This window comes from Candidatus Pelagibacter sp. RS40, assembly GCF_002101295.1.
Taxonomy (GTDB): Bacteria; Pseudomonadota; Alphaproteobacteria; order Pelagibacterales; family Pelagibacteraceae; genus Pelagibacter.
Window position 1 is genome coordinate 540,930 of the sequence record NZ_CP020778.1, and the last position, 12,499, is coordinate 553,428.

Genomic DNA, 12,499 nt, shown 5'->3' on the forward strand with positions numbered 1-12,499 from the left:
ATTAGATTTTTAATTAAATACAATTTGAGATTGTATTATTAGGTCAAAAAGTCCTAATTCACTTTATTCTTACAGTCTCCTGTTTTGAAAAATTCATCAATGTTATCAATTGCAAGATTAGCCATTGCAGTTCTTGTTTCTTTTGTAGCGCTTCCTAAATGAGGAAGAATAAAAGCACTCTTATATTTAAGATAACCTGGATTTAAATTTGGTTCATTTTTGTAGACATCTAAACCAACTGCATAAACTTTTCTTCTTTCAAGTGCATCTATCAAAGCTTCATCCTCTACAATATCTCCTCTTGCAACGTTAGTGACAACTGCGCCTTTTGGCAAATACTCGATGGTCTCTTTGTTAATCATATCAATTGTTTCTTTTGAAGCTGGACAACAAATAGATAAAACATCAGATACTGACAACAAACTTTTTAAATTATCATGATAAACAGCACCCTGTTCTTTCTCCTCAGATAATTTTGACCGATTATGATAATGTATTATCATTCCTAAAGACTTTGCAATTTTTGCAATCTTTTGACCAATTCTTCCCATGCCTAGAACTCCGAGTCTTGCACCCGTTAGTTGCTTTCCAATTAAGTAATCTGCAGACCACTTCCAGTTGCATTCTTTAGCAGATTCTATTCCCTCTGATGCTCTTCTGCATGCTCCAAGTATTAGCAAGATTCCAATTTCAGCTGTAGCATCTGTTAAAACGTCAGGTGTATTTGTAACCGCTATTCCTCTCGTCTTAGCTGCCTCCAAATCTATATTTCCAAAACCAACTGCGAAATTTGAAATAATTTTTATAGTTTCCGGTAACTTATTTATTGTTTCAGCATCAAGTTTATCTGTTAAAGAAGATAATATTCCATCTTTTCCTTCACTCATTTCAATTAATTTTTTTTGAGAATATAATTCGTCATTTAAGTTTAAATTAGCATCAAAACTTTTTAATGCTTTATCTTCACAAGATCTAAGTAGTTTTCTTGTTACTAGAATTTTTTTCATATTAAATTTTATTCAAAATTTTTGGTTTAGGACCACCAGTATACCAATCCAGCAGTTCTATAGTATGTAGTATTGGTATATTGGTACCATTAGATATTTGGGTTATGCAACCTATATTTCCAGTAGATATAATTTGTGGATTTGTACTCTCTATGTTCTTAACTTTATCTTTTAAAAGATTTTTCGCAATTTCTGATTGCAGAATGTTATAAGTCCCTGCAGAACCACAACAAAGGTGTCCATTGGGAATTTCCATAATATCATTGTCAGTTTTTTGAAGTAAACTGATCGGTTCATTATGAACCTTTTGACCATGTTGCATTGAACATGCAGAATGATAAGCAATTTTATATTTCTTATTTTTCTTTTGTATATTTAGTTTTAAGTTTTCTGATAAATATTCAGTAACATCTTTGCTTAACTCAGATACTGTTTTTGCTTTAGCTTTTAATTTTTTGTCATTCCTAAATATAAATCCATAGTCTTTCAAAGTGGTTCCACATCCAGAGGTATTAGATAATATTGCATCAAGATTTCCTTTTTTATGTTCCTCATACCAGGTTTCAATATTATTTATAAAATCGACGTTTGCATCATCCTCTTTACCTAAATGATGATTTAATGAACCACAGCATCTAATTTTTTTTGGGACAACAACTTCAACGCCATGCCTATTTAATAATCTTATTGTAGACTCGTTAATTTGTGGTGATAATTCTTTTTGCACACATCCAGTTAGTAGGGCTACTCTTGCGATTTTTTTTCCATTTGCTGGATATATTTCTTTTACTTTAATAGTTTTTTCTGGAAAAGAAGTTGGCATCAATTCCATCATGTCTTTTATTTTCTTTGGAAATAAAAATTTAAATAACTTTCCAATCTTGACCAAATAACTTGTTAATTTAAAATATTGAGTGTTTGGAAGAACTTTCGATAAAAAATTTCTTAAAATTTTATCAAAAAAAGGTCTGTCATAATTTTTCTCAATATATTTTCTGCCGTGATCAATCACATGCATATAATTAACACCTGCTGGACAAGTCGTCATGCAGCTATAACATGATAGACAACGATCTATATGCTTAACAACTTTTTTTGAGGGTTTTCTCTCGTTTTCCAACATATCTTGTATCAGATATATTCTTCCTCTTGGTCCATCTAGTTCATCGCCTAATATTCCATAAGTGGGACAAGTTGCATTACACATACCACAGTGCACACATTTTTGAAAAATCTTCTCTGTTGACTGATTATCTTTATCTTTAAGTTGATCTTCTGAAAAATTAGTTTGCATTAAAATTCTCTATACATTCTTCCTGGGTTAAATAATTTTTTTGGATCAAAACTTTCCTTTATTTTTTTTGATATCATCAATCTTGTATTATCGATAGTAAACAAAGTGTCTTGAAAATCAAAATTTTCAGATTTTTTTAGAATCGTAAGATATCCACTATTTTCTACGGTAAAATTTTTTATTTTGTTTATTTTTTCATCGTCTTTGTCGAGGACCTCAATCCAAAATAATGATCCACACCAATCTATGCAATATTTATATTTTTTATTAAGAAATTTACTAAATGTCTCACATTTAGCAGGAGGTAAAACAGCTCTCAAAATATTATTTTTTGTTCCACTAAATAACTCCAAATTATTGACTTTTTTCCAGAATGGTATTGATTGGTGAACATCTAATATTGAGCTATTGAAATTTGATAAATCTAATTCTATTTTCAGCTCTTTTAATCTCTCATCAATTGATCTCTTGTCTCCTTCAATTCTAAAAGCCAAAAAAGATCCTTCATGGTCAAGATCATTAAATTTGAAAATTTTCTTTTTTGTATGATCATAATTTTCATTATCTGGTTCTTCAGGTATAAATGTTGCAGCTGAAACTTCATTGCTAGAACTTAAAATTTTATCAAATAAATTTGATATTTTTTTAATTTCATCAGAATAAACAATTACTGTAATTTGAGATTGTTTTTTTGGTGAAACTTTTAATGTTATTTCAGTTAAAACAACAAGTGTTCCAAACGAACCAGATATTAGTTTTGAGAGATCATAGCCAGTAACATTTTTAACTACGGTACCGCCTGACTTAATAATATCACCTTTTCCATTTACTCCTTTAAAACCTAAAATATGATCTCTAACACTTCCAACTTTAAATCTTCTTGATCCAGCAAAATTACAAGCTACATAACCACCAATAGTCCCTTTATTCGATTGACCATTTATCATGTATCCAAAATCAATTGGTTCAAATGCCAACTCTTGATTATTTTCATCTAATATTTTTTCAATATCTTGAATGGGAGTTCCTGCCTTAACTTTGATGTAGAGTTCCTCTTTTTTATAATCAATAATCCCAGAAAGTTTTGAAAGAGTTAGTTTCCTAGCAGTTTGTAAATTATAACCAAAACCCTTTTTTGTCCCTGTTCCAGCAATCTCTATAGGTAGTTGTTTCGAATAAATTTCTCTTACTATTTCTGATACTTCTTTTTCAGTACTTGGACTTAATATTTCAGAATCTAGGGAGATCTGGGAATTTTTCTTCTCCTCTGTGGACATGGACTCTTCCTTCCTCTGCACATTTTCTTAGTATCGGATAAACCTTTCCTGGATTTAAAAGATTTTTTTCATCTAAAGATTTTTTAATATTCAATTGTTGTTGTATATCGTCATTGTTAAATGACTCACACATTAATTCTCTTTTTTCAATTCCTACACCATGTTCTCCCGTTAATGCTCCACCATGTTTTACACATGCTTTTAAAATCTCTGCACCAAATTCTTCGGTTTTTCTCAACTGCTCCTTATCACTACCATCAAACATTATAAGGGGATGCAAATTTCCATCTCCAGCATGAAAAGCGTTTGCCACAGCTAAGTTATATTTTTTTGACAGCTCATTTATTTCTTTTAAAATTAATGACAGCTTCCCTCTTGGGATAGAGCCATCCATACAATAATAATCTGGGGCCATTGCTCCACAAGCTGGGAAAGCAGCTTTTCTTCCAGACCAAAAAGCTAATCTTTCTTTTTCATTATTGCTTAATTTCATACTATTAGAGTTATTTTGTTTAGCAATCTCACTTACTTTACTTAAAAGACCGTCAACTTCAGATTTGGTACCATCAAGCTCAACAATCATTAAAACTTCTGCGTCTTTAGGATAACCAGCTTTTGAAAATTTATCCGTTGCATCAATCAAAGCTTTATCCATCATTTCCATTCCAGCAGGTACAATCCCACTTGATATAATATCAGAAACACAATTACCTCCGTCTTCGACCGTGGGGAAGCCAATTAAAGCGGCTCTCACAGATTGAGGTTTTCTTAAAATTTTTACTGTTACTTCTGTAATTACTCCTAGTAGCCCTTCAGATCCACATAATAGCCCTAACAAGTCATATCCCTCTTGATCTAAAGTCTTACCACCAATTCTGGTGATAGTTCCGTCCATCATCACCATTTCAACACCAAGAATATTATTTGTAGTTGTTCCATATTTTAAAGAGTGAACGCCACCTGAGTTTTCAGCTACATTTCCTCCAATTGAACATGCTAACTGACTTGATGGATCTGGAGCATAATAATATCCTTTATGTTGGACAGCATGTGTAATACCAAGATTTGTAACACCAGGTTGTGTCACCACACATTTATTTTCAAAATCTATTTCAAGAATTTTGTTAAATTTTCCAAGACCTAACAAAATTGCATCTTGAAGGGGGAGTGCACCACCGGACAAACCTGTTCCTGCGCCTCTAGGTATTACTTTTATGTTTTCTTGATTACAGAATTTTAATATTTCACTTACCTCTTTTGTATTTTCTGGCAAAACAACTGCTAGTGGGGTCTGTTTATAAGCGGCTAAACCATCAGTTTCATATGGTTTGATCTCCTCATTCTCACTCAGAATATTTTCATCTTTAGTAAATTTTTTAAGTTGAGAAACGATTTGGTTTTTCCTTGAAATTGTATCTTTATCAATTTTTGGCAAAGCTAATTCAGTCATGAATTATCCAAGCATTTTTTTGATATTATCTAAAGCTTGAGAAATATTATCTCTTGAGGCTGCAAAACTAAATCTTACATAGTCGTTACAACTTTTTCCAAAGGCTGTGCCTGGAACAATTGCAACACCTGCTTCATGCATTGCTTTTTTACAAAACTCCGCACCATTCATTCCAGTTCCAATTACTTTTGGAAAAGCGTAAAATGCACCACCTGGTAAACTACATTCAACACCTGGTAGACTATTAAGACCTTCATGAATTAATTTTCTTCTTGCGGTAAATTTTTCCATCATCTCATGGATTGAATCATCCGGACCATCTAAAGCAGCTATTCCAGCAAACTGTGCTGCCGCGTTAACGCAAGAAACACTATTAATTAATAATTTGTTAACATGTTCAACTAGATGTTCAGGCCAAAAACTCCAACCTAGTCTCCAACCGGTCATTGAATATGCTTTACTCCAACCTTCTAAAACAATTAATCGCTCTCTTAATTCTGGGTAATTAAAAAAAGTAGGCATTTCTTTATTATCAAAAATTTGTCTGCTGTAAATTTCATCACTTAAAATTGTTACATGCGGGAACTTTTCTAATCCCTTAGCTAGTTTATCTATTTCTGGTTTTTCAACAAAACTTCCAGTTGGATTATTTGGATTGATTAAAATTAGCAGTCTAGTTTTATCAGTAATTAAGGATAATATTTTATCTGCATTAAATTTCAGATCTTTATCTTCTGTAAGATCATACGGTACAGCTGTTGATCCAGTATAATTTATCATAGACTCATAAATCGGAAATGCTGGTGTTGGATGTATAATCTCTGCTCCAGGTTCACCAAAACATTGAATTGCATATGTCATAGTGGGTTTACCACCTGGCATGATTAATATTCTCTCGAAATTAACATCTGCATTGTACCTTTTTTTAATCCATCTAGTTACAGCTTGTCTGCACTCAGGTATTCCATTGGACATTACATATCCATGGTGTCCATCATCCAACGCTTTTTTTGCAGCATCTACAACATGCTTTGGAGTTTTAAAATCTGGTTGTCCAAGTCCAAGATGGATCATGGGATGACCTTTCGCTTCTAGTTTTTTAGCCTCAGCTAAGACACTAAAAGCAGTTTCTGTACCTAATCTATTTAAGCTCGCAGCTAATTTCATTTCCATAATCTATCTCCTATATATTATTTTGTCCTGGTTTAATTCTGATAAATTTTTGCAACCCATTAGTATCATATTTCTTCTAATTTCAGCTTGCATATTATGTAGCAATCTTTCTACACCTACTTGACCTCCGGCTCCAAGGCTAAAAAGGAAAGCTTTCCCAAAACTACATGCTTTTGCGCCTGCCGCAAGGGCTTTTAACACATGTGTTCCTCTTCTTACCCCACCATCTAGTATTATCTCTAGCTTATCACCCACAGCATCTGCAATTGCTTTAACTTGATCAAATGGAGATCTTGATCCATCTAATTGCCTACCACCATGATTTGAGATCATTATTGCAGTACATCCAATATCCACTGCTCTTTTGGCATCCTCAACTGACATAACACCTTTTAAAGCAAATGGTCCATTCCATTTCTTAATACAATACTCTGCATCACTCCAATTCATCTTTGGATCATATTGCTCATTAATATAATCAATGACAGATTTAGCGATATTTGTACCTTTGTCTGTTTTATGTTTGATATTCGCTAATTCAAACTTTTTATTTGTTAAATAATTTAAAACCCATTGAGGTCTCATCGCAAAACTCATTAAACTTTCCAGAGTAAATTTAGGTGGTGTAGTAAATCCAGTTCTATGATCTCTTTCTCTATTACCCGCAACTAAGGTATCTACAGTCAAACATAGTCCATCAAAGTTTGCTCTTCGACATCTATCAATTAGATCATCAGTAAAAGATTTATCTTTATGAATATAAAGTTGAAATAATTTTGGTCCACTTGAAACATTTGCAATCTCCTCAATTGAGAATGAAGCCATAGTAGACATACTGTACATGGTGTTAAATTTTTCTGCTGCTCTGGCTGATGCTTTATCACCATCCGGGTGATATAAACTTTGCATTGCTGTTGGAGATAAAAAAATAGGCATATCAATTTTTCTACCAAAAATTTCTGTCTTCAGATCAGGTTCTCCTACACTTGTTAAAATACTTGGAACTAAGTCACAATCATCAAAAGCATTTGTGTTTCTTTTAAGAGTTGCTTCATCATCTGCTCCCCCATCAATATAATGAAAAATTGGGTCTGGTAACTTGCTTTTTGCAAGTTTTCTAAAATCTTCAAAATTGTAGCAATCTTTAACTTTCATACCTTAGGGAACTGTCAGTAAATTTTTATAAAATTAAACATATAACTATTAGCGCCCGGATTTTTATCTCCTAGGCTGGCGTTAGAAATATGATTATAAGATAATCCGATTTCACTTTGATTTGATATCTCAAAAGATATCTGAATTTCAGTTTTAAATTCAATCACATGTCCTAAATCTTTTCCATCTCCCTCATCATAAAGGCCAGGTGTAAAGCTTGGTGTGAACGTGAAAGATCCGTTTTTTTTTGGGATTTGAAAACCTGTATATATATATTTCGCATTATCAGCTGTTATGAATGCACCAGTCACAGGCTGAAGAGTACCAAAAGAAGTTTCTCTATATAAATCCTCATTTATATGTTGAATTCCAAAAAGATTTGATTTTTTTCCATCATCACTGAAATCAAACATACCTGTGTAAAAGCTCCATTTGTTTCCAGAATTTTCAGCGTTCACAAAATTTGGAAACGATAAAACACAACAAATAACTAAGCTAATTATTGATCTCATGGTAAATTGAGTTACTTTATAGTTACTTTTCTAATAATTAAAAGACCACCAAAAATAAATAAAATAAGGGGTAATCCCCATAAAAAAATTGTATTTTTATTCACTTCTGGCTCATAAACAATCCACTCACCATATTTTTCTTTTAAAAATTTGTATATCTCATCTTCGGTATTTCCCTCTTTAATTTTAATTTGAATTAATTTTTTCATACTCAATGCAAAATCTGATTGAGAATCATAAACAGATTGACCTTGGCAAATTAAACATCGTAAATTCTTAGTTATGTGATCAATATTCTTGTTTTGATCTGCAAAAGAGATATTGGAATGTAAAGTGGTTATTATTAATATTAAGACTGTCAAAATAATTTTTTTCATTTTTTAATTAAACTAATTATATTTTCATAATCATCTTGGTCTAATGGTCCAATAAATTTTTTGATAATTTTATATTCATTATTAATTAAGTATGTTTCAGGAACACCTATAGCACCAAGCTCAATTGATTTTATTCCATCACTATCTACCAAAACCTCATCGTATGGGTTTCCAAGATCAGATAGAAATTTTTTTGAATTATCTAAGTTATCTTTATAGTTTATTCCTATTAAATTTATGTCAAATCTCTCATTCAGATTTATCAAGTAAGGATGTTCAGCTTTACATGGCAAACACCATGAAGCCCAAATATTAATTAAATTTAACTCATTTTCTAGCAATAAATCATTAAGAAAAATATTTTTTCCTGAATAAAGCTCTTTAAGTGAAATTGAATTATTTAACATTTTAGTTTCTGACTGTGGGGAATAATTTTTTTCTTCTTTCAAACCTAAAAGCAAAACAAAAAAAATTGCTACTATTAGACTTACAATAAAATAAAAAATCTTATTATTTTTCATTTAATTTAAAGAAGCTGAATACACCACCAAGTGACATCAATAATACTGATATCCAGATCCAAATCATTAAAGGTTTGTGTTGGTATCTAACATTAAAAAAACCATCATTTTTAATAAGGCTGAAAACTAAAAAATTATCTGAAAATAGTGTTGATGAAATATCTGCTTCACTTGTGATGGTTTCGGGTTGGCTATAAACTCTAATTTCTGGTTTAAAATGAATAATTTTTCCATTGTCATTAAGTTTGAATTCACCTACTAATTTTTTAAAATTTGAATCACTTTCAACTTTTACATTCTCGAAAATTAATTTTTTATTTAAAAAATTAATTTCATCACCAACCTTCATGTTTGCCGAATTTTCTTTAGATAAAATACCATTGAATAAAATACTAAGCATAAAAATACTAAAACCAAGATGGGAAACTTTTTGAGATAAATTGGAATTTTTTTTTTGAAAACTATTTATTACATTAAAAAATAAATAAAAACTGAAGGTAAATAACAAAGTTGAGAATAAATAATTTGTATTAGTATTTAAAACAATAAAAAAGGAAATTACAAAAGATAAAATTAAAAAAATAATTTGTGATATATTTAGTTTATTTATTTTATCTTTTATCCATTTTATATTTGGTCCTAATGCCATAAAAAATAAAAAAGGTATAAGAAATGGAACTATTAATTTATGATAAAATGGTGGTCCTACCGAAATTTTGGCGTCATTAATAACTTCAAGAAAAATTGGATATGCTGTCCCAACTAATACTACTGATAAAAAAAACATCATAAACCAGTTATTGATTAATATACTTGTCTCTCTACTAACTAAGAATGATCTTTGGTATGTATCTGGAAAATTTTTTTGATTAAAAAAGAAAATAAAAACTGCCAGTAAAACAAGAAATAATAGGAATGTTAGTATAAACACTCCTCTGGATGGATCATTAGCAAATGTGTGAATTGAATTGAGTATCCCTGATCTTACTAAAAAGGTTCCACTCATACTTAATGAAAATGTTGTGATTGATAAAATTACAGTCCAAGAATGAAAAATATTTCTATTTTTAAGAACTATTATTGAATGAAGCAATGCAGTCAAACAAAACCAAGGCATCAATGAAACATTTTCGACCGGGTCCCAAAACCAGAATCCACCCCATCCTAATTCATAGTAAGCCCATATAGATCCTAGAAGTATTCCCACTGATAGAAATATCCAAGATATTAAAATCCAATTTTTAATATGAGATGCCCAAACATTATCTACAGTTTTAGTAATTAAAGCTGCTAATGATGCAGAAAAAATAATAGAGGTTCCAACATAACCCACATATAAAAGTGGTGGATGTATTGCAAGTGCTGGATCTTGCAAAATTGGATTTAAACCTAAACCTTCATTAGGTATTGGTAAAATATTTAAAAATGGGTTTGATGTAAAAAGAATAAAGAGTAAAAAACCTAAAATAATAATTTCCTGAAATAAAATTGTTAAAATTCTATATCTTACATTCATCTTTTTTGAAGTAACAAAAAAAATGAACAAAAAGAAAGTTAGTACCAATAACCACAACAGTAGACTTCCCTCATGATTGCCCCAGGTACCTGATATTTTATAAAAAAGAGGTTTTAACGTATGAGAATTATTGAACACTGTAATATTTGAAAAGTCAGAAAAAACAAAAGCAAAAACTAGGGTAAAAAAACTTAAAATTGTCATAAATAGTTGTACTGACAAAGTTGCAAAAAATGTTAGATCAATTTTTTTGTCAAAATTTTTTGAGGAAATATATGATTTAAATATTAAGTATACAGATGCAAATAAACAAATATATAATGAATAAGCTCCGATTTGATTAATCATTTCTAATTTCCTTGCATTGCCTCTTTAACCTCTGGAGGCATATAATTTTCATCATGTTTTGCTAAAATTTTTTCTGCTTTTAAATATTTTTTATCTTCTAAATATCCCTCTGCAACTACTCCTTTTCCCTCTTCAAATAAGTTGGGTACAGCTCCACTAAAAGTTACAATTATCTCATTTTTAAAATCAGTAATTACAAATTTTAAATTTTTATTTTCAATTTCTATTGAGTTTTTTTTAACCATCCCACCAACTCTTATCTTTTTACTTTCTATTTGATTTAAATTATTTATGTCGGTCGGTGATTTGAAAAATACTACATTTTCTTTTAATGAATTGATCACCAAAAAAGTGATAAGAATTGCTGAAGTGAATACTAAAATAATAAAAAAGGCTCGTATCTTGACTTTTTTACCATACATGAAAATCTAAAGTTAAATTTTAGATGTTGAAGTACTTGATAAAATTCCTCTGTAAATTTCTTGCTCTTTTGCAATTTCAGCTTTTTCAATATCTAAATTTCTAAATTTAGCCTGAAAGTTCCTTAACTCTTTATTTAGCTGAATTTTAGTTACGAAATATAAAGTACCAAAACTTAACAAAGTAAACATGAAAGATGACCAAACATATAAACCGTATCCGTTCATGTTTAAAATTTCACTTATCATAATCTATCTAATCCTTTATTTTTAATCTTTAGCAGTTCTGTATGATATTTCATTAAAAATATTAAAATTGAGAAAAGTGCAAATGCCGCAGTCATTATACCTAATGGCATGAGCATAGTTGAGTGAATAGTGGTTTCCTTAAATACATTTACAGAAGACGGTTGATGTAAAGTTGACCACCAGTCAACAGAAAATTTAATTATTGGAACATTTATTAATCCAAAAATTGCAATGTATGAACTAAGTTTAATTGATTTCTTTTCATCCTCAAAAATTTTCCAACTCAGCATGAACATCAAGTAAAATACAGCGAGAAGTAACATTGATGTAATTCTAGCATCCCAAGCCCACCAGGTACCCCATGTGGGTTTTCCCCAGATTGAGCCTGTAACCAATGCAATAATATTAAATACAAAGCCAGATGGTGCTAAACTTTTAGAAATTAAAATAAAATTTTTATTTTTAAAAATTAAAATTCCAAAAGATAAGATTGATATAACAGAAAATATGCCAAGTGAAATCCAAGCTGCAGGAACATGAACATACATTATCCTTACAGAGTCGCTTTGTTTATAATCCTCAGGAGAAAGTACCAAAGCTTCAAACAATCCAAGAATTAAAACTGCAATAAATAACGCAAAAATAAATTTCTGAAGCTTATTAATAACCTTTAAAGTGTTACTAGGATTAAAATAATTTAACATGAGTTTTTATAACATAAATAATCGATATAAATTTTGATAAATCGTCTGACCGAGAATACTGAGGGAGATAAAAATGGAATTAATAAGCATTCTCAGCCAGATATAAGTTAATAATATTTATAAGTTATGACTTCTGTTTGTATAAAATGTGTTAAAAAGTAGGCTTTCGATTAATTTGAAGGTTTAAAATAACTTGAGCCTTTTTTCCCCGAAAAAATCTCATTTATCAATGGATGTTTAATGGGTTCTTCCGAGTCGTCTGTTAAAAGATTTTGTTCTGACACGTATGCTTCATATGTTATTTCATCATTTTCAGCGAGTAGGTGATAAAAAGGCTGGTCTTTTCTAGGTCTAACGTTTTTAGGTATTGATTGGTACCATTCTTCTGAATTATTAAATTCAAAATCCACATCATAAATCACACCTCTAAATTCGAAGTGCTTATGCTTTACTACATCACCTATTGAAAATTTAGCTTTTTGAATGCTCACTAAACA

The 12,499-nt window shown here is 30.4% G+C and carries 14 protein-coding genes; all 14 read right to left on the minus strand.

The window, feature by feature from the left end; genetic code table 11:
• Positions 1–53: 53 nt before the first annotated feature.
• Positions 54–1,007 carry a 2-hydroxyacid dehydrogenase gene (locus B8063_RS02870; protein WP_085069293.1) on the minus strand — a complete coding sequence of 318 codons (954 nt, stop codon included), beginning with the start codon at positions 1,005–1,007 and terminating at the stop codon, positions 54–56.
• Position 1,008: 1 nt separating this feature from the next.
• Positions 1,009–2,301, minus strand: coding sequence for a glycolate oxidase subunit GlcF (gene glcF / locus B8063_RS02875; protein ID WP_085069295.1), 1,293 nt, complete (start codon positions 2,299–2,301; stop codon positions 1,009–1,011).
• The gene (locus B8063_RS02880) at positions 2,301–3,578 is read right to left on the minus strand and encodes an FAD-binding protein (RefSeq protein ID WP_085069297.1); all 1,278 of its coding nucleotides are present in this window, start codon (positions 3,576–3,578) and stop codon (positions 2,301–2,303) included. The genes glcF and B8063_RS02880 overlap by 1 nt, the downstream gene beginning before the upstream one ends.
• The gene (locus B8063_RS02885; RefSeq protein WP_085069299.1) at positions 3,532–5,028 is read right to left on the minus strand and encodes an FAD-linked oxidase C-terminal domain-containing protein; all 1,497 of its coding nucleotides are present in this window, start codon (positions 5,026–5,028) and stop codon (positions 3,532–3,534) included. The genes B8063_RS02880 and B8063_RS02885 overlap by 47 nt, the downstream gene beginning before the upstream one ends.
• A 3-nt stretch (positions 5,029–5,031) precedes the next feature.
• Positions 5,032–6,195, minus strand: a complete 1,164-nt coding sequence (locus tag B8063_RS02890; protein ID WP_085070863.1) for a pyridoxal phosphate-dependent aminotransferase — start codon at positions 6,193–6,195, stop codon at positions 5,032–5,034.
• A 9-nt stretch (positions 6,196–6,204) separates the two neighbouring features.
• The gene (locus B8063_RS02895) at positions 6,205–7,356 is read right to left on the minus strand and encodes an alpha-hydroxy acid oxidase (RefSeq protein WP_085069301.1); all 1,152 of its coding nucleotides are present in this window, start codon (positions 7,354–7,356) and stop codon (positions 6,205–6,207) included.
• Between the two features lie 14 nt (positions 7,357–7,370).
• Positions 7,371–7,868 carry an acyloxyacyl hydrolase gene (locus B8063_RS02900; protein ID WP_085069303.1) on the minus strand — a complete coding sequence of 166 codons (498 nt, stop codon included), beginning with the start codon at positions 7,866–7,868 and terminating at the stop codon, positions 7,371–7,373.
• Positions 7,869–7,879: 11 nt separating this feature from the next.
• On the minus strand, positions 7,880–8,245 hold the full coding sequence (locus tag B8063_RS02905) for a cytochrome c-type biogenesis protein (RefSeq protein WP_085069305.1): 366 nt from the start codon (positions 8,243–8,245) through the stop codon (positions 7,880–7,882).
• The gene (locus tag B8063_RS02910; protein WP_085069307.1) at positions 8,242–8,766 is read right to left on the minus strand and encodes a DsbE family thiol:disulfide interchange protein; all 525 of its coding nucleotides are present in this window, start codon (positions 8,764–8,766) and stop codon (positions 8,242–8,244) included. Before B8063_RS02910 ends, B8063_RS02905 begins: the two co-directional genes overlap by 4 nt.
• Positions 8,756–10,630 (minus strand): heme lyase CcmF/NrfE family subunit, encoded by a 1,875-nt coding sequence (locus B8063_RS02915; protein ID WP_085069309.1) that lies wholly within the window; start codon positions 10,628–10,630, stop codon positions 8,756–8,758. Before B8063_RS02915 ends, B8063_RS02910 begins: the two co-directional genes overlap by 11 nt.
• Positions 10,631–10,632: 2 nt before the next feature.
• Complete coding sequence (ccmE, locus tag B8063_RS02920) at positions 10,633–11,052, minus strand: cytochrome c maturation protein CcmE (protein ID WP_085069311.1); 420 nt, start codon at positions 11,050–11,052, stop codon at positions 10,633–10,635.
• Positions 11,053–11,064: 12 nt separating this feature from the next.
• Positions 11,065–11,298, minus strand: a complete 234-nt coding sequence (gene ccmD / locus B8063_RS02925) for a heme exporter protein CcmD (protein ID WP_085069313.1) — start codon at positions 11,296–11,298, stop codon at positions 11,065–11,067.
• Entirely contained in the window at positions 11,295–12,002 is a 708-nt protein-coding gene (ccmC, locus tag B8063_RS02930; RefSeq protein ID WP_085069315.1) for a heme ABC transporter permease CcmC, read from the minus strand. Before ccmC ends, ccmD begins: the two co-directional genes overlap by 4 nt.
• A 170-nt stretch (positions 12,003–12,172) precedes the next feature.
• A complete protein-coding gene (gene hspQ, locus B8063_RS02935) occupies positions 12,173–12,493 on the minus strand; it encodes a heat shock protein HspQ (protein WP_085069320.1) in 321 nt (106 codons plus the stop codon).
• Positions 12,494–12,499 lie beyond the last annotated feature (6 nt).

What these genes read in the sequence shown, in the direction of transcription:
- B8063_RS02870 (WP_085069293.1), bottom strand. Translation starts at nt 1,007, where the DNA reads ATGAAAAAAATTCTAGTAACAAGAAAACTACTTAGATCTTGTGAAGAT.
- glcF (WP_085069295.1), bottom strand. Translation starts at nt 2,301, where the DNA reads ATGCAAACTAATTTTTCAGAAGATCAACTTAAAGATAAAGATAATCAG.
- B8063_RS02880 (WP_085069297.1), bottom strand. Translation starts at nt 3,578, where the DNA reads ATGTCCACAGAGGAGAAGAAAAATTCCCAGATCTCCCTAGATTCTGAA.
- B8063_RS02885 (WP_085069299.1), bottom strand. Translation starts at nt 5,028, where the DNA reads ATGACTGAATTAGCTTTGCCAAAAATTGATAAAGATACAATTTCAAGG.
- B8063_RS02890 (WP_085070863.1), bottom strand. Translation starts at nt 6,195, where the DNA reads ATGAAATTAGCTGCGAGCTTAAATAGATTAGGTACAGAAACTGCTTTT.
- B8063_RS02895 (WP_085069301.1), bottom strand. Translation starts at nt 7,356, where the DNA reads ATGAAAGTTAAAGATTGCTACAATTTTGAAGATTTTAGAAAACTTGCA.
- B8063_RS02900 (WP_085069303.1), bottom strand. Translation starts at nt 7,868, where the DNA reads ATGAGATCAATAATTAGCTTAGTTATTTGTTGTGTTTTATCGTTTCCA.
- B8063_RS02905 (WP_085069305.1), bottom strand. Translation starts at nt 8,245, where the DNA reads ATGAAAAAAATTATTTTGACAGTCTTAATATTAATAATAACCACTTTA.
- B8063_RS02910 (WP_085069307.1), bottom strand. Translation starts at nt 8,766, where the DNA reads ATGAAAAATAATAAGATTTTTTATTTTATTGTAAGTCTAATAGTAGCA.
- B8063_RS02915 (WP_085069309.1), bottom strand. Translation starts at nt 10,630, where the DNA reads ATGATTAATCAAATCGGAGCTTATTCATTATATATTTGTTTATTTGCA.
- ccmE (WP_085069311.1), bottom strand. Translation starts at nt 11,052, where the DNA reads ATGTATGGTAAAAAAGTCAAGATACGAGCCTTTTTTATTATTTTAGTA.
- ccmD (WP_085069313.1), bottom strand. Translation starts at nt 11,298, where the DNA reads ATGATAAGTGAAATTTTAAACATGAACGGATACGGTTTATATGTTTGG.
- ccmC (WP_085069315.1), bottom strand. Translation starts at nt 12,002, where the DNA reads ATGTTAAATTATTTTAATCCTAGTAACACTTTAAAGGTTATTAATAAG.